Annotated in this window: 26 protein-coding genes and 1 riboswitch; of the genes, 7 read left to right on the forward strand and 19 right to left on the reverse strand. The window is 59.4% G+C overall.

What is annotated here, in order from left to right:
- Window positions 1–318 precede the first annotated feature (318 nt).
- Entirely contained in the window at window positions 319–972 is a 654-nt protein-coding gene (locus ISF27_RS10080) for a phosphatase PAP2 family protein (RefSeq protein ID WP_194611365.1), read from the forward strand.
- A 132-nt stretch (window positions 973–1,104) separates the two neighbouring features.
- Here the strand turns inward: ISF27_RS10080 and ISF27_RS10085 are convergent, their stop codons facing one another.
- The 10 genes from ISF27_RS10085 to ISF27_RS10130 form a co-directional block, all read right to left on the reverse strand.
- The gene (locus ISF27_RS10085) at window positions 1,105–2,124 is read right to left on the reverse strand and encodes a glycosyltransferase family 2 protein (RefSeq protein ID WP_194611366.1); all 1,020 of its coding nucleotides are present in this window, start codon (window positions 2,122–2,124) and stop codon (window positions 1,105–1,107) included.
- Window positions 2,121–4,235: an aminopeptidase gene (locus ISF27_RS10090; protein WP_194611367.1), complete on the reverse strand. Its 2,115-nt coding sequence runs from the start codon at window positions 4,233–4,235 to the stop codon at window positions 2,121–2,123. Before ISF27_RS10090 ends, ISF27_RS10085 begins: the two co-directional genes overlap by 4 nt.
- 130 nt (window positions 4,236–4,365) lie before the next feature.
- On the reverse strand, window positions 4,366–4,692 hold the full coding sequence (locus ISF27_RS10095; RefSeq protein WP_194611368.1) for a calcium:proton exchanger: 327 nt from the start codon (window positions 4,690–4,692) through the stop codon (window positions 4,366–4,368).
- On the reverse strand, window positions 4,673–5,164 hold the full coding sequence (locus tag ISF27_RS10100; RefSeq protein ID WP_194611369.1) for a VanZ family protein: 492 nt from the start codon (window positions 5,162–5,164) through the stop codon (window positions 4,673–4,675). The genes ISF27_RS10095 and ISF27_RS10100 overlap by 20 nt, the downstream gene beginning before the upstream one ends.
- Window positions 5,164–5,355: a hypothetical protein gene (locus tag ISF27_RS10105; protein WP_194611570.1), complete on the reverse strand. Its 192-nt coding sequence runs from the start codon at window positions 5,353–5,355 to the stop codon at window positions 5,164–5,166. Before ISF27_RS10105 ends, ISF27_RS10100 begins: the two co-directional genes overlap by 1 nt.
- 66 nt (window positions 5,356–5,421) lie before the next feature.
- Window positions 5,422–6,099, reverse strand: a complete 678-nt coding sequence (gene pyrE, locus ISF27_RS10110; protein WP_194611370.1) for an orotate phosphoribosyltransferase — start codon at window positions 6,097–6,099, stop codon at window positions 5,422–5,424.
- A 32-nt stretch (window positions 6,100–6,131) separates the two neighbouring features.
- Window positions 6,132–7,037, reverse strand: a complete 906-nt coding sequence (locus ISF27_RS10115; protein WP_194611548.1) for a dihydroorotate dehydrogenase — start codon at window positions 7,035–7,037, stop codon at window positions 6,132–6,134.
- Between the two features lie 50 nt (window positions 7,038–7,087).
- The gene (locus ISF27_RS10120; protein WP_194611371.1) at window positions 7,088–7,852 is read right to left on the reverse strand and encodes a dihydroorotate dehydrogenase electron transfer subunit; all 765 of its coding nucleotides are present in this window, start codon (window positions 7,850–7,852) and stop codon (window positions 7,088–7,090) included.
- 20 nt (window positions 7,853–7,872) lie between these two features.
- Complete coding sequence (gene pyrF, locus ISF27_RS10125) at window positions 7,873–8,790, reverse strand: orotidine-5'-phosphate decarboxylase (protein ID WP_194611372.1); 918 nt, start codon at window positions 8,788–8,790, stop codon at window positions 7,873–7,875.
- Window positions 8,791–8,810: 20 nt separating this feature from the next.
- On the reverse strand, window positions 8,811–9,584 hold the full coding sequence (locus ISF27_RS10130; protein ID WP_194611373.1) for a nitroreductase family protein: 774 nt from the start codon (window positions 9,582–9,584) through the stop codon (window positions 8,811–8,813).
- Window positions 9,585–9,783: 199 nt separating this feature from the next.
- Between ISF27_RS10130 and ISF27_RS10135 the strand changes: the two genes are divergently transcribed.
- On the forward strand, window positions 9,784–10,644 hold the full coding sequence (locus ISF27_RS10135; RefSeq protein ID WP_194611374.1) for a GNAT family N-acetyltransferase: 861 nt from the start codon (window positions 9,784–9,786) through the stop codon (window positions 10,642–10,644).
- A 7-nt stretch (window positions 10,645–10,651) separates the two neighbouring features.
- Here ISF27_RS10135 and ISF27_RS10140 read toward each other — a convergent pair whose 3' ends face one another.
- From ISF27_RS10140 to ISF27_RS10160, 5 genes are all read right to left on the reverse strand, one after another.
- Window positions 10,652–11,377: a GTP pyrophosphokinase gene (locus tag ISF27_RS10140; protein WP_194611375.1), complete on the reverse strand. Its 726-nt coding sequence runs from the start codon at window positions 11,375–11,377 to the stop codon at window positions 10,652–10,654.
- A 32-nt stretch (window positions 11,378–11,409) separates the two neighbouring features.
- Entirely contained in the window at window positions 11,410–12,225 is an 816-nt protein-coding gene (locus ISF27_RS10145; protein ID WP_194611376.1) for an Mrp/NBP35 family ATP-binding protein, read from the reverse strand.
- A 15-nt stretch (window positions 12,226–12,240) separates the two neighbouring features.
- Complete coding sequence (locus ISF27_RS10150) at window positions 12,241–12,804, reverse strand: folate family ECF transporter S component (RefSeq protein ID WP_194611377.1); 564 nt, start codon at window positions 12,802–12,804, stop codon at window positions 12,241–12,243.
- Window positions 12,805–12,860: 56 nt separating this feature from the next.
- Window positions 12,861–12,981, reverse strand: a riboswitch (THF riboswitch).
- A gap of 181 nt (window positions 12,982–13,162) precedes the next feature.
- Window positions 13,163–15,673: a homocysteine S-methyltransferase family protein gene (locus ISF27_RS10155; RefSeq protein ID WP_194611378.1), complete on the reverse strand. Its 2,511-nt coding sequence runs from the start codon at window positions 15,671–15,673 to the stop codon at window positions 13,163–13,165.
- Between the two features lie 14 nt (window positions 15,674–15,687).
- Window positions 15,688–16,326 carry a vitamin B12 dependent-methionine synthase activation domain-containing protein gene (locus ISF27_RS10160; protein ID WP_194611379.1) on the reverse strand — a complete coding sequence of 213 codons (639 nt, stop codon included), beginning with the start codon at window positions 16,324–16,326 and terminating at the stop codon, window positions 15,688–15,690.
- A 231-nt stretch (window positions 16,327–16,557) separates the two neighbouring features.
- On the opposite strand from ISF27_RS10160, the gene cysK reads away from it, so the two are divergent.
- Window positions 16,558–17,487, forward strand: coding sequence for a cysteine synthase A (gene cysK, locus ISF27_RS10165; protein ID WP_194611380.1), 930 nt, complete (start codon window positions 16,558–16,560; stop codon window positions 17,485–17,487).
- 312 nt (window positions 17,488–17,799) lie between these two features.
- On the opposite strand, the gene ISF27_RS10170 is transcribed toward cysK, so the two are convergent.
- Both ISF27_RS10170 and ISF27_RS10175 read right to left on the reverse strand, forming a co-directional pair.
- Window positions 17,800–18,234, reverse strand: coding sequence for an RrF2 family transcriptional regulator (locus ISF27_RS10170; protein ID WP_194611381.1), 435 nt, complete (start codon window positions 18,232–18,234; stop codon window positions 17,800–17,802).
- An 84-nt stretch (window positions 18,235–18,318) separates the two neighbouring features.
- Entirely contained in the window at window positions 18,319–18,876 is a 558-nt protein-coding gene (locus ISF27_RS10175; protein WP_194611382.1) for a Gx transporter family protein, read from the reverse strand.
- Between the two features lie 218 nt (window positions 18,877–19,094).
- Here ISF27_RS10175 and ISF27_RS10180 point away from each other — a divergent pair, with 218 nt between their 5' ends.
- Both ISF27_RS10180 and ISF27_RS10185 read left to right on the forward strand, forming a co-directional pair.
- Window positions 19,095–20,144, forward strand: coding sequence for an FAD:protein FMN transferase (locus ISF27_RS10180; protein ID WP_407926083.1), 1,050 nt, complete (start codon window positions 19,095–19,097; stop codon window positions 20,142–20,144).
- Window position 20,145: 1 nt separating this feature from the next.
- Complete coding sequence (locus ISF27_RS10185; protein ID WP_194611383.1) at window positions 20,146–20,523, forward strand: NusG domain II-containing protein; 378 nt, start codon at window positions 20,146–20,148, stop codon at window positions 20,521–20,523.
- 35 nt (window positions 20,524–20,558) lie between these two features.
- On the opposite strand, the gene ISF27_RS10190 is transcribed toward ISF27_RS10185, so the two are convergent.
- Both ISF27_RS10190 and ISF27_RS10195 read right to left on the reverse strand, forming a co-directional pair.
- Window positions 20,559–21,383, reverse strand: a complete 825-nt coding sequence (locus ISF27_RS10190) for a hypothetical protein (RefSeq protein WP_194611384.1) — start codon at window positions 21,381–21,383, stop codon at window positions 20,559–20,561.
- 6 nt (window positions 21,384–21,389) lie between these two features.
- Window positions 21,390–22,700 carry an alpha-amylase family glycosyl hydrolase gene (locus ISF27_RS10195; RefSeq protein WP_194611385.1) on the reverse strand — a complete coding sequence of 437 codons (1,311 nt, stop codon included), beginning with the start codon at window positions 22,698–22,700 and terminating at the stop codon, window positions 21,390–21,392.
- 182 nt (window positions 22,701–22,882) lie between these two features.
- Between ISF27_RS10195 and murI the strand changes: the two genes are divergently transcribed.
- Window positions 22,883–23,650, forward strand: coding sequence for a glutamate racemase (murI, locus tag ISF27_RS10200; protein WP_194611386.1), 768 nt, complete (start codon window positions 22,883–22,885; stop codon window positions 23,648–23,650).
- A 106-nt stretch (window positions 23,651–23,756) separates the two neighbouring features.
- Complete coding sequence (locus tag ISF27_RS10205; RefSeq protein WP_194611387.1) at window positions 23,757–24,272, forward strand: HD domain-containing protein; 516 nt, start codon at window positions 23,757–23,759, stop codon at window positions 24,270–24,272.
- The last annotated feature ends 120 nt before the right edge of the window (window positions 24,273–24,392 follow it).

Here is a 24,392-nt window from a genome sequence, read left to right on the forward strand (position 1 = left end):
CGGGCAGGCCGCTGCATATTGACGGTGTTTCTCCCGCGGGGCAGAACCTTCCCTGTAAAAATGTCGAAATTGCATGCTCAAATCACGTTATTTTTCTCTGCGAACATCCGTTAAACTTTTCTAAACTCCCTTGAATCCCAGCATACCCTGTGCTAAGATACTCCCGTCAGATGTTAAGAAATGTTAAGATTGTGTAAATGTCCGGCACATGTCGGGAATACTCACAAAGGCCGCCTATGGGCGGCTTTGCGGATATTTCCGACATTTGGGGTTCCGAACAGGACAAAATTGACAGGAGTTTTGAAAAGAGGGATTGTGATGAAAGACCTGCTTCATAAGTATGGACACGTCTGGATCCTCGCTTATTTCTTTATTTATATGAAATGGTTCTTCTGGCTGGAGCACCGGAAGGTAGCCCATCTGACGATCATGCACACCAGGCTGGATGACCTGATCCCGTTCAACGAGTACTTTATCATCCCCTACCTGCTGTGGTTCGTCTATATCTTCGCCACCGTCGGGTACCTGTTCTTGAAGAACCGCGAGGAATTTTACCGGATCTGTGTCTACCTGTTCACCGGCATGACGGTCTGCCTGCTGATCTGCACGCTGCTTCCAAACGGCACGGATCTCCGGACCGTTGTCGACCCGCACAAGAATCTCTGCAGTGCCCTGGTCGCGATGATTCACCGGGTAGATACGGCAACCAATGTGTTCCCGAGCATCCATGTGTACAACTCCATCGTGGCGTGCATCTGCATTTTCAAGAGTGAGACGTTCCGGAAGTTCCGCGGAATCCGCCCGGCGGCACTGGTTTTGACGATCCTGATCTGCTTGTCCACGGTATTCCTGAAACAGCATTCGGTGACCGATGTCACAGCGGGTTCTCTCCTCGCCTTTGCCATCTATCCGATGGTCTTCAGCGGACAGCACCAGAAGGCAGAGGCAGGAAAGCCCGAGACCGTACATTGACTTTTCCTCCGGAAAACCGAATCCGAGAGTTGACAAAACCGGGAAATGGTTCGCGCCATTTCCCGGTTTTTTTTGTCCATGTCCAATCCATGTGGGCATGAACAGGTAAGCTTATCTTTTCGGCCTGCCGCGTCAGTTGAACCCGTAGAACTTCTGCGCGATGCGGTAGCCGCCGCTCGCGATCTTTCTCCCCTGCTTTCCCGGCAGGTTGACCGCCTGGCCGAGGAAACCGCAGCGCAGCCGCAGATAGAGCGGCAGGTTTTTCTGCCGTAGGGACTGCCAGAGTTCCTTCTTCTTCTGAAGGTTCTCCTCCGTGCCGGAACGGATCGACAGGATGGAACAGATGGTCATCATGATATCCAGATAGTTGACCATATAGCGGCGGAGCTTTGCCGGCTGGATCTTTGCCGGATCATAGCAGGAAAGCATGATCCTGGTCACCAGATACTGCTGGTCGATGCGGCCGATCATGATCTGCTCATTGACGGACTGGTCCGAGCGTCCGATGAAGTAGCGGTAGAAATTGACATCCAGATAATAGATGGTGTGTACAAATGGAAGCGGCTGATACACAAAGATATTGTCCACGTAGAAGGTATGCTTCGGAAGCTCCAGGCCGGAATTGCGGAGCATCTGCGTGCGGTAGACCACGGAATGCATCAGGATGTACTGCCCGACATGGAAATGGCGGACGTCATTCCAGCCGCAGAGCTGTCTCGCCGGGAAGGCGGTGTGATAGTTCATCACTTTCTTCCGGCGCGCCCCCTGCTTTTCGTAGACAAAGTTGGTGAGCAGCATATCCAGGGTCTCATTATTCTGGACAAACCTCCGGAGTGTGGCCAGCACCTCGCGGTAAGCCTCCGGATCCACCCAGTCATCACTGTCCACTACCTTGAAGAAAATGCCGGCAGCGTTCCGGAGCCCGGTGTTCACCGCCTCGCCGTGTCCGCCATTTTCCTGGTGGATGGCGCGGCAGATCCCCGGATACTTTGTCTCATACTCCCGCGCGATCTCGAGCGTGTTATCCTTCTGTGAACCGTCATCCACGATCAGGATTTCCACCTCGTCCCCTCCGGGAAGGAGGGACTCGATGCACTTTCTCATGTATTCTGCCGAATTGTAGCATGGCACAGCAAATGTCAGAAGTTTCATTTTTCCTCCGTCTTTTCCCCGCTGAGGTCCTGCAGCGGCTCGTTTAATTCCTCGGTTCCCGGAAGAACAAAGCGCCCTCCGCGGATCAGCGCGGTCTTCTCCCCGTCAGCACGCACCGCCAGGACGGTGTCCAGCTCTGCGTAGGGAATGGTGATATCCGTGTGGCAGCCAAAATAAGCTTTTCCGGGATCAGTGGTTCTCAGGCGGGAGATTTCATTCTCCTTCGCGACCATCTCCCGGCCATCGGGATTGAAGACCGCGACATCCTCCGACCAGCTGTAGCAGGTGTCCCCGACCGCAAAATGGGGGCCGGTCTTCTCCGCGATCAGGATCGGCAGCTGGGCCTGGATCCCGTAACGGATGCCCATCGCGTAGGCAGAGGTGTTGGTTCCGATGGCAAATTCGCCCATCGGGAGCGTCTCGTGATCACGGAGGATCACCTGGCGAACCAGCTTCCGGTTCTCCTCCTCCCGGTCAAAGTTGCGGCAGGTCGCCGAGACGGTCCGCCCGTTGGCAAACCGGATCTCCAGATCCCGGAAGTGGTACCCATCGATAAAGACGTTCTGCACGTGCAGAAGTCCCTCCGTCCCCTCAAGCTTCGGGGAGGTAAAAATTTCGCCGAGCGGGATATTGACATCCGCGACGCAGTTCTCAAACCGGCTCTCCCGCGACCTGTCCATGAGCGGGCAGAGGGCAATCCGGAGATTTGTCCGGTTTCCGTCCTTCCCATGGATCTCCGCATATTCCGCAGTGTCCAGGACATCGATCATCTTCTGCTGGATCTTCCGATAGCGGTCATTGTCCAGCGTGTTAACCCGGATGGTCTCCCGGAAGATTTCCTCATACTTTTCCCCGATATCCGGGAGCGGAAATGCGATGATCGTGAACGTCGTCTCATCCCCGGGGATGTACCGGTTCACGAGCTGCATGGTCTCCGATGTGTAAGCCAGAATCAGCTTCTCCTGCTTCTCCGTGAGGGAAAATGCCTCTTTCCGGTTCTCCGGATGGAACGCGGGCTCCCCGAAGACCTCGAGCACCGCCGGCCCGGCGTAGCCCGCCGCGAGCTCCTCCAGGTCGGCATAGCTGGTTCTCAGGACTTCCAGCTTCCGCTCCTTCATCGCCTTGTCATACCAGGCCGCCATGTCATAACGGTGGTCGTAATCATACTGGCGGTTAGGCGAGGTGGCATAATACCCGGTCTCCCGGGATCTCGCCTGGTTCATCGCGCCGTGAATCCGGCGCGGAAGGACAGCCTCAAGGCCCTCCCGGCGGAAATTCTCCACCGCGATCCGCATCATCCGCTCAAAGCCCAGATGCCAGCGAAACTGTACGGTCTTTTTCTTCTCCCAGGTTCTCCCGGACACGCGGAAGCCGTCGAGATAACCGCCTGTGAAGGTATCCGCCATCTTCCGGACCGTCTCCTCCGGGAGCCCGGCCATGTACTCCGCCGTCCGGAGCTCGGTCGGGGAGATATACTCGCCAAAGCGGTAAAGGTAGCGCGGATCCGCAAGGTCGCTCTCCATGACCAGCTTCTTCCCGAAATCCGCCTCGGGATCGAGGGATTCCCGGTTCCTGTCCGGGATCATCCTGTCCGCGTAGTCAAACATGTGATAGTAGAGGATGTCCCGGACACCCTTCTGAATATCCGTCTCCCCGGATTCCTTCCCCGCTGTCTCAAAGAAGCTGTATAATTCCAGAAAGAGCTCCTCCAGAATGGCGAGATCCAGCGTCCTTCCCTCGAATGCCGCGTAGACTGCCGTGCGGATCTCAGCATAGACCGCGGAAAGATACCGCCCGGCCTCCCCGGCCTTTCCTGCCGCATATACGGGATTTCCCCAGCTCTCCGGATAGTTCTCCGGAAGAATGTCGGCATAGAGCGCATGATTCAGCGCCGATAGCTCCTCAAGCGGCGCGCTGTCAAGCTCCCCGGACAGCGTCCGGTCCGCCGCATCCGCGCACATCAGGAGAAAATCCGCCGTGCGGCGGAAGAATTCCCGGTAGGGCTCCCGCACCGAATGCTCATCCGCAATCTGAAAAATTCTCTCCTCCGCAAGTTTCCGGCGCTCTGCTGCCGCCCTGCGGTCTTCCTCCAACTGTTTCTGATCCGTCATCGTCTGCAGTTTTTCCTTTCCCAAACTCCACATCGGGCAGGTCATGTTCCCACGGATGCCCAACCGCAATCCTGCCGTTCTCAGCTCTCCGCCCCTGCCGGGGCAGACCGGCGCCATTTTACGAAAATGCTCACGCCCTTCCGCCGACCAGGATGACCATCAGCCAGACGATCAGCAGAAGGCCGCCCACGGAAAGCCCGATCTTCGCCAGAATATAATTCTTATCCTTTTCCCGGAAAGAGCGGATCCCGAAATAGACGGCGGCAGCGGAAAAGAGCAGGCTCGCAAAGCAGAGGGAGACCGCCCCCGGCGGCGTACTGCCATGAAAGCGGACGCCGAATGCCATCCCGGCAATTCCCGCCAGAAGGGAGGCGATTGCCGTCCCCAGGCAGTAACCGCCGTTGTCCGCCAGCGGCTTGCGGATATACGATATCTTATTATCCCTTGTTCTCTTCATTTTCCTGTCTCCGGATTCTCCTTCTCCGCCGGCGGTGCACAAGTTCCCCGAGGATCCGCGCCGCGATGAACCCCAGGGCACCGCCGAGCGTATTCAGGAACATGTCATCCACATCGAAGCTGCCGATACGAAAAACCAGCTGCAGCGTCTCGATCAGAAGGCTCATGAGAAAGCTGGCAAATACCGTGCGGTACCACCGTTCCCCGAATCTCGTGACAACCGGCAGGAAAAAGCCGAAAGGCAGAAAGCAGACGACATTGCCCGCCGTGTTCAGGAGAAATGCCTTCATGCCCAGTGTCTTCCGGTACTCGTAGAACCGGCGGATTTCCCGGAAGAACACCAGGTTGTAGGAGTATCCCGTATGCCCGGTCCTTCCGAAATCTTCTGACAGAAACATCACATACACGAGAAGGACCAGGTAGCAGCCAAAGAGCACCAGCCCGATCTTCTCGTGCGTCCGCCGGTATTTCATCAGAATGTGATCTTATCCTTGTGCTTCAGCAGCGCGGCGCCGCTGATGATCATCATGATCCCGGTGGCAAGGCCCGCCGCGATAATCACACAGCCCGCAACGATACCCATAATGCCGGATGTTGACATGGTCTTATAAACCTTTTCCATTTTCTCCATCTTGCTGATCTCCCTGTCTTCCTGATCTTCCATGTTTCCGCCTCCGCGCCTTCCGCCGGTGACAGGCTTTTCGCGCATATCCAGTACGCCTGCTCCGGGTTACTGCCTGGCCCCATATCGGGCATAATAGGCATCAATCGCCTGCTTCAAGCTGTCGTCGATCACCGTACGGCCCTGGCATTCCCTGTTCCAGAGGCGGTCCACTACGTCCTTCATCGTGACGATCGCCGCTGTGGGGAAGCCATACTTCTCCCGGATCTCCTCGAGGGCGCTCATCTCCGTCTTTCCGCGCTCCATGCGGTTCAGGGAGACGATCAAGCCCTTGATCTCCACCTTCGCCTGGGACATCAGGATCGGATAGGTCTCCTCGATGGATTTTCCGGAGGTGGTCACATCCTCGATGATGACCACCCGGTCGCCGTCCCTGAGGCTCGAGCCGAGAAGGATCCCCTTATCGCCGTGATCCTTGATTTCCTTGCGGTTGGAGCAGTAGCGGACATCGACGCCGTAGAGGCGGCTGATCGCCATGGCCGTCGCCACGCTCAGCGGGATCCCCTTGTACGCCGGGCCGAAGAGGACGTCAAAGTCCAGGCCATAGTTGTCGTGGATCGCCCGCGCGTAAAATTCGCCGAGCCGGTTCAGCTGGTTGCCGGTCACATAAGCGCCCGCGTTCATGAAAAATGGGGACTTTCTCCCGCTCTTCAGCGTGAAGTCCCCGAATTTCAGGACCTCGCTCTCCACCATAAACTCGATAAACTGTTCCTTGTAGTTTTCCATGATTTTCCTTTCCGAGGCTTGCTTCGCGCGGCTCAGCGCACCGCGCCGACCAGGTCGGTGATCCGCTCCACCCCGTATTTTTCCATATATTCCCGGATCCCATCGATGACGTCAAGCGTCGCCCGCGGATTGCGGAAATTCGCCGTCCCCACGGCAACCGCCGACGCGCCGGCAAGAAGGAATTCCAGCGCGCTCTCCGCGTCGGTGACCCCGCCCATGCCGATCACCGGAATCTCCACTGCCCGGGCCGCCTGATACACCATGCGGACCGCGATAGGGTGGATCGCCGGCCCAGACATGCCGCCGGTCTTATTGGCCAGGACAAATGTCCTGCGGTTCACGTCGATCTTCATGCCGGTCAGGGTATTGATCAGGGAAATGGCATCCGCGCCGCCGGCTTCGGCTGCCTTCGCAATCTCCGCAATGTCCGTCACATTCGGCGTGAGCTTCATGATTACCGGCTGGCGGGCAGCGGCCTTGACCGCCTTCGTGATTCTCTCCACCCCGGACGGGCTTGTCCCGAAGGAAATGCCGCCCGCACGGACATTCGGGCAGGAAATGTTGATTTCCAGCATGTCCACCGGCTCATCCGCGAGCTTCCGCACGCATTCCACGTACTCCTCCTCGGTGTGCCCGCAGACATTCACGATGATCCTCGTGTCATACTGCCTGAGGAACGGGATATCCCGCCGCGCGAAGAGGTCGAATCCGGGATTCTGCAGGCCGATGGCATTCAGCATGCCGCCGCAGACCTCCGCCACCCGGGGCGTCGGGTTTCCCTCCCAGGGTGTCACCGCGACCCCTTTCGTGACAACAGCCCCGAGCCGGTTCAGGTCGACAAAATCGCTGTACTCCGCGCCGGAGCCGAAGGTTCCCGAGGCGGTCATCACCGGATTTTTGAGTGTAACGCCGGCGATGGTCACGGAGAGATCCGGCATCGCGCCGGCATTTTCCCCCGCGGCTGACTGTTTCTTCTTCCCATCAGCACTCACAGTTCCACCTCCCCCGCCTCAAAGACCGGCCCGTCCTTGCAGACGCGCTTATTGTTCACATTGCTGTGGGCATCCTTCTCTGTGGACTTCGTCACGCAGGCCAGGCAGGCGCCGATCCCGCAGGCCATCCTCTCCTCCAGGGAGAGGTAGCAGGGAATCCCCTGTTCCCGGGCAAATGCCTTCACTGCCCGGAGCATTGGCGTCGGGCCGCATGCAAAGATCACCCCTGCCCCGTCCGCGAGGTTCTCCGAACGGATGGCGTCGAGGACATTGCCCCGGACGCCGAAGCTTCCGTCCTCCGTGGCGACGACTGTCCTCCCTGCCGCCGCAAAATCCTCCCGGAGGAACATCGCGCTGTCCCGGTAACCGAGGACCGCCGTCTTTTCCCCCGCATAATGCTTCATCAGATTGTAGACCGGCGGGAGGCCGCTGCCGCCGCCGATGAGAAGCGCCCTGTCGCTTAGCGCGGGGAAACCATTGCCCAGAGGCCCCAGGATCTCCACCGGTTCCCCCGGCCGGTACCGGGAGAATTCTTCCGTCCCGGCGCCTGCCACGCGGAAAACCAGCCGGAGCTTCCCCGGCTCCGTATCGCAGATTCCGAACGGCCGCGGGAGAATCCGCGACCGGTCATGGCTGTAGAGCGCGACAAACTGGCCGGGCAGGGAAGAATCCCCGCACCCGGTCCCGATCCACATGCTGAACATTCCCGGCGTCAGCTCATCGACGCTGATCACCGTGCCTAATTCTCTCCTTGCGGGCATTTTCCCGTTCCTTCCTTCTCTCAGAGAACGCTGCTGATATCCTTCACCATGTCGATAACCGCCTGCCGGGCCGCGTCGGCATAGTGCTCCGGCCCAAACTTCGCGTAGGCTTCCTTCTTGTACGCCGTGATGATTCCCCGCGAGGAATTGATGATCGCCCCGAGGCCGTCGCTGTTGAAGCAGAACCGGAGATCCTCCGCCGTCGCCCCCTGCGCGCCGTAGCCGGGCACCAGGAAATAGGTGTGCGGCATCAGCTTCCGGAGAACTCTGCTCATCTCCGGGTAGGTCGCGCCGACAACCGCGCCGACATTGCTGTAGCTGCCGTCCATGGAATCCTGCCCCCACTCCACGACCTTCTCCGCGACAAGCTCATAGAGCGGGCGGCCGTCAACCTCCTTGTCCTGGAACTCCCCGCTGGACGGGTTGGAGGTCTTCACCAGGACGAAAATGCCCTTGTCAGACCGGTTGCACTCATCCACAAACGGTTTTACCCCATCCGTGCCGAGATAGGGATTCACGGTGATCATATCGGTGCCGAAGCCCTCGTACACCTGGCTCCCGATAGTTACCTTCCCGAGATGTCCTGTCGCATAAGCTGCGGAGGTGGATCCGATATCCCCACGCTTCACATCGCCGATGACCACCAGCCCCTTCTCCTGGCAGTACCGGACGGTCCGCAGGTAACACTTAAGCCCCTCAATCCCGAACTGCTCATACATGGCGATCTGGGGCTTCACGGCCGGGATCAGGTCGCAGGTGGCGTCAATGATGCCCTTATTGTACTGCCAGACCGCCTCCGCCGCCCCCTCCGGGGTCTCGCCGCAGCGCTCCAGCGCGTTCTTCAGGATGAACTGTGGAATGTAACTCAGCATCGGGTCAAGGCCGACGCAGACCGGCGCCCCGGTAGCAGCAATTTTGTCAATCAGCTTTTGAATCATCGGATTATCCTTTCCATGGTTTATGGTGTAAATGTGATCGTCATGACAAGATTTGGCGTGTTTCCGCCCTTTCCGGAAGCCGCGCCGGCGAACACAATATTTTCATGCAGCCAGAGCTCATCGGCGGCAAGGGAAATATTCGCCAGCATGCAGCCGAAGCTGACCTCGCGGTATTTTCTCCCGGCCAGTTTTCCGGCGAGCGTGATCTTCTCGAAAACCCGGAGCTTCATCCCGGACGGCTCAAACCGCCACGGCTGGCAGTTGAGCGCCGACGGGGCGAGCCGGGCTGCCCGGAGGATGGTCCGCATCGCTTCCTCCGGCTCCTCCGAGGGAAAACACAGTTTTCTCAGCGGGAGCCGTTTGGCCAGCGGGCTCTCCCGGAAGAGCGGCTCATCCGGATAGCCGAATTCCATAGAGGCCACGGCCCGTTTGCCATTTCTTGCCCGCCCGGCGCCAGCCTCACCGCCGAGAATCCGGCTCCCGATCCCCTTGCAGACAAGGTAGAGCGCGACCTGTTCCAGAATATAGCCCGCATTTTTCTCCGCCAGGCTGCCGGCAGCCGAGTAGACCGTCAGCAGCTGCGGCGCCCCGGAATCCCGCCTGCGGAATCCTCTTTTTCCCCTGCCCTTCTTCTCCTCCCGGTCAGAGATCACAGCCTCCGCCGCGAGATGATCATCCAGTCTCTCCGTGCTGTCAAAAAAGCGGAGAATCTGGCGTCTCAGTTCTTCCGGCACTTTTTTCTCCAGATATCTCCGCACCGTGTGGCGACAGCTTATCGCCTCATATAAATACATCCTGATACTCCTCGCTCGGACGGCCGGAAGGCATGCCCGCCCTCCGCCGCCGTCCTCACGGCTATTTTATCACGGGGGCATAGGGTTAACAACGAAAAATCCGTCGATTTTTCGCCCTTCCCCGGGGCTTTCTCTGGCCGTTCTGCCCCCGCCGCGGTATAGTGGGAGGAGAAAATCCGTCTCGCAAAGGAGTATCCCTATGAAGATTTCGTCCACAGTCCGTCCGGAAGAAGCCGTCCTACGGGAAATTTCCGGCCTCGTCCGGCTCGCCCGCGCCTCCCATCCCGCCTGTCCCGGCTTTCCCGGAAACGAGGAAACTGAGCGCACCTGGCTCGCCCGGGATGACAGCGGAAAGCTGCTCGCTTTTCTCGCGGTCTGCCGCCCGGACGGGGATAATCTCTCGGAATGTGCCGGCATCACCCGCCCGGAGGCCCGGCGGAAGGGCGTCATGCGCGCCCTCCTCGACGCCGCCTCCCCGCTCCTGGATTCCCGTGATGTGCTGTTTTCTTGTGACGGTGAGGATCCGGAGACAAAAAGCGCCCTTCTCGCGATCGGGGCAGAGCCTGCAGGCCCTGACCAGTGGCTCATGGGCGTGGAGCTCGCTGCTGATGCCGCCAGGGATACGCGCGAGGAACGCCTCCCCCGCAATGCGTGCCGGCCTTCTTCCGGCAGCGCATCCCTGCCGGCTCCCGCAGGCCCAAGGCCTGCTGAATCCAAGCCCGCGCTGTGGATGCGGCGGGCAGCGGAGAGCCATCCGGACGGCAGCCGTACGCTCCGGTACCGCTTCACCGCCGACGGGCTTCCCGCCGGGGAGGCGGCTTCCTGCCGGGCGGACCTTCTCCCCGGCGGTACTGCCTCCTTCGGGGAATTCCTGGTGGCGGAGGAGCTTCGGGGGCGGGGAATCGGGGCGGAAGCATTTGCCCGGGTTCTACTCGACCTCCGGGATGCCGGCGCCCGCCGGGTCATCCTGCATGTGGACAGCGGCAATATCCCGGCGGTCCGCCTGTACAAAAAGGCAGGGTTCCGAGTGCTCGAAACCCTGTCCGTCTACTTCTGGTAAATTCCCGTCAGACCTCGAAGTTCTCGCCGGGCAGTATGCCCTTCTCCTCAATCTTCTGGCGGATGTCCATCATTCTCCAGTCGGTGTGCGCGATCGTCTCGGCGCATTCCCGGAGCTCTCCCTCCAGTTCCAGGGCGTCCTCCTTGTCATAGTGGCGCTTATAGCGGAGCTGGTGCTCGAGGCTTGCCCAGAAATCCATCGCGATGGTCCTGATCTGCACCTCCACGCGGATCGGGCGCATCCGGTCCGCGAAAAAGACCGGGATCTCGATAATCATGTGGTAGCTGCGGTATCCGTTCTCCTTCGGGGACCGGATATAATCCTTGACCGCAAGAACCTTCACATCGTTCTGGAGCGCCAGCATCCGGCTGATCTCATAGATATCGTCAATAAAGGTGCAGATGACCCGCACACCGGCGATATCGTCCAGATTCTTCTCCATCGACGCGATCGTCACCGGGAGGCCGCGCCGCTCCAGCTTCTCCACGATGCTCTCCGGGCGTTTTACCCTGGTTTTCAGCATCTCGATGGGATTGCGGGATTTCCGCACGGAGAGGTCATCGTTCAGCACCTCAAGCTTCGTGCGGACCTCGCGGATGGCGCAGGCATAGCGCATCATGCTCTCCCGGAACTGCTGGGCATGCTCCTTGAAATTCTCCGGAACGCCATACTCAGCCGGCGCGTTGACCGCAACCTGGCTCAGCTCGCCGTTCGGATTCGGGGTAATATTCATCGGTCACATCTCCATTGCAAATGATCCGGCCATCAGGCCTTCTCCACGGCCTGCGCTGCCTGATCCAGGAACGGCGCGGACACCTCCTCCACGCGGCCGGCGTCCACCATCCCGGCAACCTCGGCGTTGATCGGGATCTTCGCCAGCACAGGAAGATGGTAGCGGGAGGCAATCTCCTCGATGTGGCTCTCCCCGAAGACGGAAATCTTCTCCCCGCAGTTCGGGCAGACGAGATAGCTCATATTTTCCACCAGGCCGAGAATCGGAATATTCATCTTTTCCGCCATGCGGACGGCTTTCTCGACGATCATCGTCACAAGATCCTGCGGGGAGGTCACAATGATGATCCCGTTCACCGGCAGGGACTGGAAGACGGTCAGCGGGACGTCACCGGTGCCCGGCGGCATATCCACGAACATGTAGTCGATATCCTGCCAGAGGGTCTCCGACCAGAACTGCTTGATCACGCCGGCCAGGATCGGCCCGCGCCAGATGACCGGCTCCGCCGGGTCATCCAGGACAAGGTTAGAGGAAATGATATGGATGCCGGTCTTTGTCTCCCGGGGCACCATGATATTGCCGTTAACCGCCTGAAGATAGCCGGTGATGCCGAAGCTCTTCGGGATGGACGGGCCGGTGATATCCGCGTCCAGAATACCGACGTTGTAATTCTTCCTCCGCATGACGCAGGCCATAAGGGAAGTAACCAGGGACTTTCCGACACCGCCCTTGCCGCTGACGATGCCGATCACCTTTTTCACCGAACTCCCTTCATTCAGCGGGGCGATCATGTTCGCCGGGTTCGGCTGCGGGATCCGCCGCCCGTTCTTGTCCACTTTTTCTGCCATGAATATACTCCTTTTTCATCGGCCGGCAATCCTGCGGATATCCCGGAGGATGCCGGAATTTTCCAGCTTTTTCACAATCAGGGTAAAAATCAACGAGTTCACCGGGCACTGGACCGCGTTCTTGAGCAGCCGCATCGGGAGAATGACAAAGAACCCCTTCCCATAGAGCAGGGAAATCCAGAGCGTATTCAGCCCGCAGTTGATCAGCAGGGCCACCAGGGATTCCGCGAGGAGCACCCTCCGGAAGGACAGCGGCCGGTTGTACAACACCGTCCCGTAGATCATGCCGGCGAGCACCGCATTCAGCGTGAATCCGGGGAAAAATGGTCCCGTGGGCTTGATGACAAACTTGATGATGTCCAGCACCCCTTCATAGAAGGCGCCGAGCACCGGCCCGAAGAGGAAGCAGACAAAGGCATTGACGAGGCTGCTCAGCCCGATCTTGAGAAATGGCCCGGCCTCGATCGTGAAATAGCCGAGAATCACCGACAAAGCGAGCAGCATGGCCGACAGGGTCACTGCCCGGAGATTTTTTATCTGTCCAAAAGACGCCCGGTAAAGTTCAACAGTTTTCCGCATAAAAAGTTCTCCTTTCGCAGACAACTGCCGCATCAGGAGAAATTCTCTTTGCGTGATGCAGCGGGATGCGGAATATCGACCGCGAGCCCCGGGGCGGAGATTCTTCCTCCCTGGCTCTTCGTCTGGGCGGCAACTCCCTGTCCGCCCGGCACTTGGCGCCGGTATTCCTACTCTGCTTTCTATTCACTTGTCCGTCTTCCGGCCTCCCGCCGGAAGCCCTGCTTCGCCCTTGAGTATAACACGTTCCCCCGGGAAACTCAACGCTCCCGGGAGGGCGGCGGAAGCTCCGCGGCATTGGCGGCTGCGCCACACGGCACAGCCAGGAATCTGCCGGGAGCCACGAACTCGTGAGGGCGGCTCAGCCCAGGATCTTCTTCGCGTACTCTACGGACGACATGGCATCCCGGCAGTAGGCGTCGGCACCGATCTCCTCCGCGTAATCCGCGGTCATCACCGCGCCGCCGACCCAGACCTTCACCCCCGGCGCCTTCTCCCGGAGCTCGCGGATGGTCTCCTCCATGCTGGGCACCGTGGTCGTCATCAGAGCGGAGAGCCCGACCAGGCGGACATTTTCCCGGAGGGCGGTCTCCACGATCTTCTCCGGCGGGACATCCCGCCCGAGGTCGATGACATCGAAGCTGTAATTCTCCAGCAGGACCTTCACGATATTCTTGCCGATATCGTGGATATCCCCCCGGACCGTCGCAATGATGATTTTCCCCTTCTTCTCCCTGGACGCCCCCGAGCCGGCCATGCGGCTCTTGATGATCTCAAAGGCCGCCTTCGCTGCGTCCGCGCTCATCAGAAGCTGCGGGAGGTACAGAGTCCCTTTCTCAAACTTCTTGCCGACCAGGTCAAGGGCCGGAATCATGCACTGGTTGACCACATCCAGCGGCTGCGCCGTCTCCAGCGCAAGTTCCGCGGCGCGGCCCGCCTGCTCCTTGAGCCCCTTCTCCACCGCGAGGGCGAGATCCGCCATCGCGCCGGGGAGGCTTAGGCCGTCCGGCTGCCCGTTTTCGTCTGACGAAGCGCCGGCTGCGCCCGCGCCTCCCCGGCCGGGATCTCCAGGATTTCCGGCACTCCCCGCCGCGCGGAGGGCTTCCTGGCTTCCGGCCTTCACGTAACCCTTCGGCACCGGCGGCTCATAATTGCTGTACGCCGCGATATAGTCCCCGCAGTGCGGGTCGCGGGCGGTCAGCGCACGGAACGCGCGGTAGGAGCGCATCATGGCGTCATTGTTGGGATTGATGATCCCGGCGGAGAGCCCGCTCTGCATCGCCATCGTGAAAAACGCGGCGTTGATGATCTCCCGCTGGGGAAGCCCGAAGGAAATGTTCGAGACGCCGAGAACCGTCCCGCAGCCCAGTTCCTCCCGGACACGGCGCACTGTTTCCAGGGTAACCAGCGCCCCCCGTTCCTCCGAACTCACGGTCAGGCAGAGGGCGTCGATCAGGATGTCCTTCCGGTCGATCCCGTAGGTCTCCGCCTCGGCGATGATCTTCCGCGCCACCCGGATTCTCCCGTCAGCGTCTGCCGGAATGCCGTCCTCATCCAGCGCCAGCGCGACGACCACGCCGCCGTAGCGGGCAACCAGCGGGAAGACCGCGTCCATGCTCTCCTTCTTCCCGTTGACCGAATTGATGAGCGGCTTTCCATTATAAATGCGCATCGCCTGTTCCATCGCCCGGCGGTCGGAGGTGTCGATCTGGAGCGGCAGCTCCGTGACCCCCTGCAGCTCCCGGATGACGTCCGTCATCATCGCTGCCTCGTCCATGCCCGGAAGGCCGACATTGACGTCAAGGATCTGTGCCCCCGCATCCTGCTGGGCAATCCCCTGCTGAAGAATATACTCGGTGTCATGTTCCCGGAGCGCCTGCTTGAACCGCTTCTTCCCGGTCGGGTTGATGCGCTCGCCGATGATCACCGGGTCATCCCCGATCCGCACCGCGCCGGCGAAGGAGGTGACCACGGTGTCATGCTTTTTTGTAATCTCCGGCGCCTTCCTGCCGGCGGCAAGGTCATGAAGGCGGCGGATATATTCCGGCGTCGTCCCGCAGCAGCCGCCGGCCAGGGAAACGCCGTCCTCGAGGATCTTCGCCATCTCGCCGGCGAATTCCTCCGGCCCGATGTCGTAGACCGTGCGGCCATTTTCCGTGTGCGGGAGGCCGGCGTTCGGATTGATCACCACCGGTGTGGAGGAAGCCGCGATCATCCGCCGGATGAACGGCCGCATCTGCTTCGGTCCGAGACCGCAGTTCATCCCGAGGGCGTCCACCCGGAGCCCCTCCAGGACGGCGACGGCGGATTCCGGCGTACCCCCGGTGAGCAGCTTTCCCGTCGCGTCGAAGATCACTGTCGCCACCACCGGGAGATCCGAATTCTCCTTTGCGGCGAGAACCGCCGCCTTGAGTTCATAGAGGTCGCTCATCGTCTCAATCAGGATGAGGTCTGCCCCGTGGGCCTTCCCGATCCGGACAACCTCCGCGTAGAGCTTCACACAGTCCTCAAATTCCAGATCGCCCATCGGCGCAAGAAGCCGCCCGGTCGGCCCGAGATCCAGGGCAATCATCCCATGGCCGGCTGCCTTAACCGCGGCACGCGCATTTTCCATCGCCGCCGTCACAACCGCCTCCAGGGAAAATTCCCCGTCCGCGGCATATTTGAGGCCGTTCGCGCCGAAGGTGTTGGTCTTGATGATCTCCGCGCCGGCGCGCAGGTAATCCTCATGGATCCGCCGGATGACCTCCGGATGCCGGAGATTCCAGGTCTCCGGAAGCTCGCCGGCCTTTAAGCCTTCCGCCTGCAGGAGGCTTCCCATGCCCCCGTCAAAGATCAGGACATTTTTCTTCAGTTCCTCTCTAAAATTCATCTGAACCTCCCAATTTACCGGCGGAACGCGCAGTCCTTCTTCCCGCACGCCTCGCAGCCTTCCATAATACATGGCTCCTCATGCCGGCTCATGCCGATCACCGCCGTCACCGACTTTGAGGGCATCATGAGCAGGCTTCCGGTCAGCTTGATTCCCACCGTCTTCTCCGTCTTCAGCACATCGCAGAGGATCCGCTGCTTCTCCAGGGGGAAATCCCCATATCCCGGGCTGAACCGGGGCCGGAGGAAATATCCTCGCGCCCGCGCGTCTTCCTTATATCTCTGATTCTGCTCATTGCAGTAAGCCTCGATCATTGCCGCCGAGGACGCCTGCATGGCGAGCGCCCGGCTGACGTTCACGCGCGAATAACGGCGGATCAGGAGGTCTGCCCCCTCGCCGATGGTCGCCGCGAACAGGATCACCTTCTCACAGCCGCGGAGATTCCTCCCGAGGTTGTGACTCTGCACCCGGAAACAGGTCATGTCGATCGTATCGTCCGGCGCGACGGTCACCGGATATTCCATGGAAAATGACCGCGGGCTGATTTTCATCTCCAGCTCCCGCAGGCAGTCCTCCACCAGCTCCCTGGTCCGCTCGTCGGCCTCGCCGCGGACGCCCATATACCGGTAGATCTCATACCGATTTACCTTCATTCGATCACCTCCGCACCTGCGGGGATCTTCCTTCGTCCCCGCAGCCGGTTTTCAGTGTAGCATACATTTTTCAAATTTCCTATTGACATTCCCGACGGAATTCGCTACCATAAAAGCACAGTATTTCAGTATGTTTTATATGAATTTTCAGGAAAACGATAACAAAACTGTTCAGCACATGCGGCTTCTGAACAGTTGCGCAATCTTCACGAACCACAAAGGAGGCTCATTATGGCGATATACAGACATCTCACCGAACTCATCGGCAACACCCCGCTCCTGGAGCTGACCAACTATGAGGCGGAGCACAAGCTTGACGCCACCATCCTGGCGAAGCTCGAGTACTTTAACCCGGCGGGCAGCGTCAAGGACAGGATCGGCCTCGCCATGATCGAGGACGCGGAGAAGAGCGGCAAGTTAAAGCCCGGCTCGGTCATCATCGAGCCCACGAGCGGCAATACAGGCATCGGCCTCGCCTCGGTGGCGGCGGCAAAGGGCTACCGGATCATCATCACGATGCCGGAAACGATGAGTGTTGAGCGCAGGAAGATCCTGAAAGCTTACGGCGCGGAGCTCGTCCTGACCGACGGCAGCAAGGGCATGAAGGGCGCAATTGCCAAGGCGGAAGAGCTGGCAAAGGAGACCCCGGACAGCTTCATCCCGGGACAGTTCGTAAACCCGGCCAACCCCAAGGCGCACTATGAGACCACCGGCCCGGAGATCTGGAAGGATACCGAGGGCAAGGTCGACTTCTTCGTTGCCGGCGTCGGCACCGGCGGTACGCTCTCCGGCACGGGCAAATATCTGAAGGAGCAGAATCCGAACGTCAAGGTTGTCGCTGTTGAGCCCGAGGGCTCCCCGGTACTGTCCGAGGGTCACGCGGGACCGCACAAGATCCAGGGTATCGGTGCGGGCTTCGTCCCGGATACGCTGGACACCAAGATTTATGATGAGGTCATCCGGATCACCGACGAGGAGGCCTTCGAAACCGGCCGCGAGCTGGCGAAGAAGACCGGCCTTCTGACCGGCATTTCCTCCGGCGCTGCGGTAGCCGCGGCGAGAAAGCTCGCCGAGAGGCCGGAAAATAAGGGCAAGGTCATTGTTGCCCTGCTCCCGGATACCGGCGACCGCTATCTCTCCACCGCGATGTTCTCGGAATAATCCTTCAGCATAAGAAAGACAATGCCTCCAGTCTCCTGCCTCCGGGCGGGTGGCCGGGGGCATTTTTTCGTTCCGGGAAGGCGGCATCTCCGGTACGCGCAGCCCCCGTGGGCAGCAAGCAAATTTGCTAAGTTCGAACTGCGCTCACGCTTGTTCTCACTAAGCAAATTCGCATAGCTCGCACTAAACTCGCACTTCGCCCGCTGGGCTCGCGCTTGTTAAGTGCTCTGCTAAAAAGGGAGCGCGCTCCCGCCGCAACAAACCGGCGGGAAGACGCACTCCCCTGCTGTTCAGAACCCAAGTCCCACGGAATCAAATCACATAATTATCCACTTCGTTCGCCTCGGCCTGGTCGATGACATCCTGGAGTGTGATGCTGTCCAGATAATCATTGACCACCCGGTAAAGCCCCTTCCAGACCGGCAGGGTCTCACAGAAGGCAGAGCGGCTGCATTCCTGCCCCTTTTCCAGGCAGACCACCGGAGCCAGGCTTCCCTCGGTCAGGCGGAGCACCTGCCCGACCGTGATCTTGGACGGATCCTCCGCAAGCTGGTACCCGCCCTGGAAACCGCGGTTGGAAATCAGGAGACCGGACTGGTTGAGGGTCGGCACAATCTGCTCCAGATATTTTTTGGAAATCTCCTGGCGCTTTGCCGTGTCCTTGAGGGCGATAAACCCCTCATTTCTGTGTTCTCCCAGGTCTACCAGCATCCGGAGCGCGTATCTTCCCTTTGTTGAAATCTTCATCTATCCATCACCTCTAATATCCTTATGCACAATTTAATTCCTACCAATCAGATATGCATATCATACATATTCAGAGGATGTTTGTCAAGTCAGGGAGCCGGGAATCGCCCGGGAAAGGCGCTTCACCGCCATCCCGCCCAAAAGCCCGATGCACGCGCCGGAGACCGTGCCCGCGAAGAGAAGCACCGGAAGGTAGTAGAACAGGTTCGCGGATTCGAGCACAAGCGCCGCCACGATCAGCTGTCCGATATTGTGGAAGACGCCCCCCGCGATACTGATCCCGGTGATGCCAAAGAGATCCGCCTTCCGGCAGAAAATCATGGCAATGAGGCTCAGAACCGCCCCCGCCATGCTGTACATCATCACAGACAGGCTGCCGAAGGTAAATCCGGTGAGAATCACCCGGACCAGGGAGATCAGCACGGTGCGCCGTGTGCCGAGGAGATAGAGACTCACGATGGAGACCAGATTGGCCAGGCCGAGTTTCACGCCGGGAACGCCGAGGCTTACGGGAACCAGCATTTCCACATAACCAAAAAGGAAGGCCAGGGCGCACATCAGGCCGCAGAGCGCGGCGTCACCCGCCGGCGTCCTCCCCGAGCGGCGTTTTCCCGGCTTTCCCGGTTGATCTCTCCTCTCCATAGCACTCCCCTTTCTTGACCCGGACATTTCCCAATGTTATGATTAACCGTATTCGCCGGGCTTTCCGCGCGGCGTTGTTTCCCGGCATGCGGCCGGACGCCGCAGCCGCCCCAGACCCCGGTCAGGGTTCTGAACAGTGACCATGATTTCTATAGTATACCCCAGGCGGTTTTCCCTGTCCACGGAGCCGCCGAAGGCCTCAGGGAAGGCAGATTGCCATGACAAATTATTTTTCCGGGAAGCCCCGGCTCTCCTATCGCACAAAATCCGTCCTCGCCGTCATCCTCGGCCTTGTCCTCGTGTTCGGCATGATCGTCCGCGACCGGAACGCCGAACCTCTGACCCAGACCGGATTTGCCCTGGACACCTCGGTGACCGTCACCCTCTATGACCACCAGAAACAGGACATTCTCGACCACTGCTTTTCGATGATCCGGGACTATGAGAACGAATTCAGCAAGACCATTGAGGGAAGCGAGGTCTACAAGCTGAACCACCGGGAAAATGGCACCGGGACATTTTCCATCTCGGACGACCTCGCGGATGTCCTCTCCGAGGCGCTCCACTTCTCGGAGATCTCGGACGGCGCCTACGACGTGACCATCGAGCCGGCCAGCACGCTCTGGAACTTTTCCGGAAACCCGGGCAAAGTTCCGGACAAAGCGGACATCGCTGCCGCCGCCGCGAAAATCGATTACCGGAACCTGAAGCTTGAGGGCGATCAGCTGACCTTCCTCTCCCCGGACACGACCATCGACCTCGGCTCCATCGCCAAGGGCTACATCGCTGACCGGCTGAAGGCGTATCTGGAGAGCACGGGCGTCAGGAGCGCCATCATCAACCTCGGGGGAAATGTCCTCTGCGTCGGCGAAAACGGCCGCAAGCCCTTCGTCGTCGGCATCCAGAAGCCGTTCGCCGACCACAGCACCGTCTACGCGACACTGAACATCGACGGGCAGTCCGTGGTCTCCTCCGGCGTCTACGAACGGCACTTTGTCGTGGACGGGGTGAACTATCACCACATTCTTGACCCGAAGACCGGCTGGCCTGTCGAGAACGGGCTGGTCCAGGTAACCATCGTCTCCGACCGCTCCGTGGACGGCGATGCCTTGAGCACGACCTGCTTTGCGCTGGGCACGGAGAAGGGAAAAGCGCTGATCGAATCCATGGACGGGGTCTACGGATTCTTTATGGATGACCAGTACCAGGTGACCTATACCAAGGGGGCGGACGCCTTAATTAAGGAAATTCAGGAACAGGAAAAATAATATGTTCAAATCGGAAAATATAAAAGATACAAGGCATCAGAAGAACACGTTTGTCTTCCTCGCTGTCCTCCTCGCCCTCTGCCTCGCCTCCTGGCTTGGCTTCGGCCTCTATACCGGGCGGCTGCTCGGCCGGAAGGCCCTGACCGTCGAGGTGCAGGTGGACACGAAGGTTTACGGGGACTACCCGCTGGACCGGGACGCGGATCTCATCATCGAGGGCGCAAACGGCGGGACAAATCACCTCGTCATCAAAGACGGGCAGGCGGCCATCACAGAGGCCACCTGCCCGGACAAAATCTGTGTGCACACCGGCTGGATCTCCGAGACCGGCCAGACCATCGTCTGCATGCCGAACCGGGTGTCCGTCACCATCAAGTAGGCAAAAGGAGCGGCCGGAGCAAGTGTCCGTCACGATCAGACAAGCCGAAGGAACGGCCGGACCGCGCGGATCAGCGCAAGATCCGCCTGCTCCCGCATTTTCCCGATCTCGTCCTCCGAAATTCCCCGGAACAGGCCGCCAGGTGCCTGATCCCCCATCTCGGACGGCGCCACGCCGCCAAGGGATTCAGCCCCTATATCGGACGGCGCCATGCCGCCGCAGATATCCGCGCCGATGAGGGCTGTGCCGGGAAGAAACCCGCCGAGAAACGCGGTAAGCTCCCAAAACGCCAGATCCCCCTGGTCCCAGTTGGTGACCAGGTCTTCCTTCCGCAGAATATCCTCGTCCACCGAGAGATAGAGCGGAAGGTTATTTTTTTGTGCCCGAAAGGCCCGGCGGCGCTCCGGGCAGCGGAATTGCTCCATCGGGAGAAAATGCACCCGGGTGAGATCCAGGTCCCCCGCGCTCTCCGCGAGCATGCGCTCCGGCGGCCCGGCGAGATAAACCTCCCGCACCATCGGATCCCGGCAGAGCACCTGGCGCAGCCAGCTGCCGCAGGTCAGGAGGTCATCGCCGAATGCCGGACGCTGGAGGTCGGTGTGGTGATCCAGCATCAGCAGGTCATACGGCTCCGAGATCATGGAGGTGAACAGGCGGCTCAGGTAATGATAATTGCCGTCCCCGATCAGGTGAATCCCGGAAGGACCGCGCGGGGAGAGACTTTCCCGGAGAACCTCCTCCGCCTCCGGATCAAGGAAGCCGCGGACCCCCGTGAGATCCTCAAAATCCAGCACCTCGGCACCGGAAAACCGCTCCGGGCGGTACATATGTTGAAAATCCAGAACCAGCACATCGCCCATGGCCGGTCAAAACGGCTGGAGCAGCCAGGAGGCGTAGGGCGGCATGACCAGTCCGCCGCCGAAGTCCACGACGGTGCCGGTGATGAGATCCCTCGCCCGCCCTGCCTGGGCGTCAAAGTGGGCATGGTATTCCTCCCCGCACGCATTGACCGCGACAAGCACACGATCCCCGTCCTCGGTGCGGCGGTCAAAAATCAGCTGGCGGTTCGTGAGAAGCCGCTGCTCGATCGAGCCGTACTGCAGGGCTCTCGAGCCGGAAAATGCCTTCGCGCAGCCGGCGATGTGATCTGTGAGGTCATTCCACTCCGGCCTCTCGAAGTGCGGGCGGAGCGCCGGATCCCCCTGCGACTTGTCCGCCTTCACTCCCCACTCACTTCCGTAATATATGATCGGAATCCCCGGCATGCCGAACAGGAGCGTGTACGCCGGCTTTAATTGCTCCGGATTGGTGAGGATGCTCGCGAACCGGGATACATCGTGATTGTCCGCGAAATTCAGCAGATGCCTTCCCCGGTAAAGGCACCAGGGTTCACTGCCGTACTGCCGGAGGAGGGAGTGCATGATCTCAAACATATTCATGCTGTTGAAGGAGGAATAAAGCCCCTTGTAGCACTCATAATTGGTCGCTGAGTGGCAGAGATCATCCCCCATAATCTGGCGGTAATCCCCGCCGATCATCTCTCCGACGAGGAAGAAATCTTCCTTCCAGGCGGAAGTCTCCCGGCGGAGGCGGCGAATAAACTCCGGATCCAGAAGATAAGCCACATCCAGCCTCAGCCCGTCGATGTCAAATTCCTCGATCCACTGCTTCACACAGCCCAGCAGGTAATCCGTGACCGCCGGGTTCCGGAGATTGAGCCGGACGAGGTCATAATTTCCCTCCCAGCCCTCGTACCAGAGGCCGTCGCCGCAGGGCGAATCGCCGCCGAAATTGATGTTGAACCAATCCTTATAGGGGGAATTCTCGCGGTTCCGGAGAACATCCTGAAAACCGAAAAAGCCGCGGCCGACATGGTTAAAGACGCCGTCGATCACCACGCGGATGCCGGCGGCATGGAGCTGGTCCACCACCTGCCGGAAATCGGCGTTATTTCCCAGCCGGACATCGATCTTCCGATAATCCCTTGTATTATAGCCGTGGGTATCCGACTCAAAAACCGGGCCGAAATAGACCGCGCCGACACCGAGCTTGATGAGATGCGGGATCCAGTCAGTCACCTGCAGAATCCGATGCGCCTCCACTCCGTCATTTTCAAACGGCGCACCGCAGAAACCCAGCGGGTAAATCTGATAAAACACTCGCTCATAAGCCCACATAAAGCATCCCTTCCTTTCTGTCTGTCCGGATAGATACTCAATTATAACACATCGAGGCTATTTTTAGACATCATCTTACGATCTGTCAAGTTTTATTTTCCCCGGTTTCATTTTTTTTCCACCGTGCTATCATTATACCACAGAGACATCCTTGAAAGCTTTGCATGACAGGAAGGAATCCAATGAACGGGAAATACCTGAATGATATCTGCGTTTTTGACTCCGGCGCCGGCGGGATCAGCGTCCTCCGGGAGATCACCCGGCTGCTGCCCCATGAGGATATCGTCTATTTCGGCGACTCCGCAAATGCCCCCTACGGCAGCCGGACGAAGGAGGAGGTCCGGGAACTGACCCTCAACGCCATCCGGCATTTTGTGGATGAGGGCGTGAAGGCCTGTGTCATCGCCTGCAACACGGCGACCAGCGCTGCCGCGCCGCTGCTCCGGTCGACATTTTCCATCCCGATCATCGGGGTGGAGCCGGCGGTCAAGCCTGCCGTCCTCGCCGGACACCGGCGGATTCTGGTCATGGCGACCGAGATGACCCTCCGCCTGGAAAAATTCCACCGTCTCGCGGAAAAGTACGGAAAGGGCGCCGAGATCATCCCCGTGCCGGGGATCGGCGTCGTCGAGGAGATCGAGGCGGGGCGGACGGACACTCCGGAATTTCACGAGCTCCTGGAAAATCTCCTCGGCCGCTACCGCGGCAGGGTAGATGCCGTTGTCCTCGGCTGCACCCATTACCCCTTCATCCGGCGGCAGATTGCGGAGGTTCTCGGCAACATCCCTTTCTACGACGGCGGGGAGGGAACCGCACGCGAACTCAAACGCCGGCTTGATGAGAACGGCATCCTGTCGGCCAGGGACAGGGATGGCCGGGTCATCTTCCTCTCCAGCCGGAACACGCCGGAGGAAATCGCCCTCTACCGGAAATTTTACGGCATGCCGTGAGCCTTTCTGAAATTTCTATGAACTTGTAGCATTCGCCCGGCAGATGCTTTATAGTGAAGATGGAACAATTTGTCTGTATTTTCGTTCATGAATAAAGAGAGGGATGATGACGTTGCGCTTATCTGATGAGACAGTCCTTTTTGCCAGGGAGCACAGCGAGATTACGGAGAATCCGGCTTACCGGAGGCTCGCGCAGATTCCGCGCCACGGCTGCACCAATACCTACGACCACAGCATCCGCGTTGCCTATCTCGCGGAAAAGATGGCACCGAAGCTCGGCGTAGATCCTGAGAGTGCTGCCCGGGTCGGCTTTCTGCACGATTTCTGCTTCGTCAATTACCACGAGGCAGGACATGAGGATCACGAAGGCCTGTACTGCTTCTACCACCCGGTGGAAGCGGTGGAGAACTCCGAGCTCTACCATTATGAGCTGACCGAAGTGGAGAAGAAGGCTATCCGCTGCCACATGTTCCCGCTGGCGACTTCCGTCCCGACCAGCCGTCTGGCCTGTGTCCTGACGCTGTCCGACAAGATCGTCGCCACCTACGAATCCGCCTGCAACCTGGCATCCGCAGCAAACCGCGTGAAACTATTATTTCATCACCTCGTTGCCGAGGGATAAAGCAAACGGCATCCGGCATCTGTCCGGGTGCCGTTCCTTATGCCTGTCCGGTGTATGCTGGGGGCTGAACAGCAGGCATTCCTTTTCTGCTTACTTCTTAAGAATTATTCTTGACAATAT

Origin of the sequence: Clostridium vitabionis, from assembly GCF_015351765.1 — a bacterium.
Lineage (GTDB): Bacteria > Bacillota > Clostridia > Lachnospirales > Lachnospiraceae > Clostridium_R > Clostridium_R vitabionis.

Bases quoted from the DNA above. Each gene is read 5' to 3' on its own strand.
- ISF27_RS10150 (WP_194611377.1), bottom strand. From the start codon at position 12,804: ATGCGGAAAACTGTTGAACTTTACCGGGCGTCTTTTGGACAGATAAAA.
- ISF27_RS10105 (WP_194611570.1), bottom strand. From the start codon at position 5,355: ATGGAAGATCAGGAAGACAGGGAGATCAGCAAGATGGAGAAAATGGAA.
- pyrF (WP_194611372.1), bottom strand. From the start codon at position 8,790: ATGATTCAAAAGCTGATTGACAAAATTGCTGCTACCGGGGCGCCGGTC.
- ISF27_RS10160 (WP_194611379.1), bottom strand. From the start codon at position 16,326: ATGAAGGTAAATCGGTATGAGATCTACCGGTATATGGGCGTCCGCGGC.
- cysK (WP_194611380.1), top strand. From the start codon at position 16,558: ATGGCGATATACAGACATCTCACCGAACTCATCGGCAACACCCCGCTC.
- ISF27_RS10175 (WP_194611382.1), bottom strand. From the start codon at position 18,876: ATGGAGAGGAGAGATCAACCGGGAAAGCCGGGAAAACGCCGCTCGGGG.
- ISF27_RS10090 (WP_194611367.1), bottom strand. From the start codon at position 4,235: ATGACGGATCAGAAACAGTTGGAGGAAGACCGCAGGGCGGCAGCAGAG.
- ISF27_RS10180 (WP_407926083.1), top strand. From the start codon at position 19,095: ATGACAAATTATTTTTCCGGGAAGCCCCGGCTCTCCTATCGCACAAAA.
- ISF27_RS10195 (WP_194611385.1), bottom strand. From the start codon at position 22,700: ATGTGGGCTTATGAGCGAGTGTTTTATCAGATTTACCCGCTGGGTTTC.
- murI (WP_194611386.1), top strand. From the start codon at position 22,883: ATGAACGGGAAATACCTGAATGATATCTGCGTTTTTGACTCCGGCGCC.
- ISF27_RS10205 (WP_194611387.1), top strand. From the start codon at position 23,757: ATGACGTTGCGCTTATCTGATGAGACAGTCCTTTTTGCCAGGGAGCAC.
- ISF27_RS10140 (WP_194611375.1), bottom strand. From the start codon at position 11,377: ATGAATATTACCCCGAATCCGAACGGCGAGCTGAGCCAGGTTGCGGTC.
- ISF27_RS10080 (WP_194611365.1), top strand. From the start codon at position 319: ATGAAAGACCTGCTTCATAAGTATGGACACGTCTGGATCCTCGCTTAT.
- ISF27_RS10130 (WP_194611373.1), bottom strand. From the start codon at position 9,584: ATGTATTTATATGAGGCGATAAGCTGTCGCCACACGGTGCGGAGATAT.
- ISF27_RS10190 (WP_194611384.1), bottom strand. From the start codon at position 21,383: ATGGGCGATGTGCTGGTTCTGGATTTTCAACATATGTACCGCCCGGAG.
- ISF27_RS10185 (WP_194611383.1), top strand. From the start codon at position 20,146: ATGTTCAAATCGGAAAATATAAAAGATACAAGGCATCAGAAGAACACG.
- ISF27_RS10135 (WP_194611374.1), top strand. From the start codon at position 9,784: ATGAAGATTTCGTCCACAGTCCGTCCGGAAGAAGCCGTCCTACGGGAA.
- pyrE (WP_194611370.1), bottom strand. From the start codon at position 6,099: ATGGAAAACTACAAGGAACAGTTTATCGAGTTTATGGTGGAGAGCGAG.
- ISF27_RS10115 (WP_194611548.1), bottom strand. From the start codon at position 7,037: ATGCCGGATCTCTCCGTGACCATCGCCGGCGTTACACTCAAAAATCCG.
- ISF27_RS10120 (WP_194611371.1), bottom strand. From the start codon at position 7,852: ATGCCCGCAAGGAGAGAATTAGGCACGGTGATCAGCGTCGATGAGCTG.
- ISF27_RS10085 (WP_194611366.1), bottom strand. From the start codon at position 2,124: ATGAAACTTCTGACATTTGCTGTGCCATGCTACAATTCGGCAGAATAC.
- ISF27_RS10095 (WP_194611368.1), bottom strand. From the start codon at position 4,692: ATGAAGAGAACAAGGGATAATAAGATATCGTATATCCGCAAGCCGCTG.
- ISF27_RS10170 (WP_194611381.1), bottom strand. From the start codon at position 18,234: ATGAAGATTTCAACAAAGGGAAGATACGCGCTCCGGATGCTGGTAGAC.
- ISF27_RS10155 (WP_194611378.1), bottom strand. From the start codon at position 15,673: ATGAATTTTAGAGAGGAACTGAAGAAAAATGTCCTGATCTTTGACGGG.
- ISF27_RS10100 (WP_194611369.1), bottom strand. From the start codon at position 5,164: ATGAAATACCGGCGGACGCACGAGAAGATCGGGCTGGTGCTCTTTGGC.
- ISF27_RS10145 (WP_194611376.1), bottom strand. From the start codon at position 12,225: ATGGCAGAAAAAGTGGACAAGAACGGGCGGCGGATCCCGCAGCCGAAC.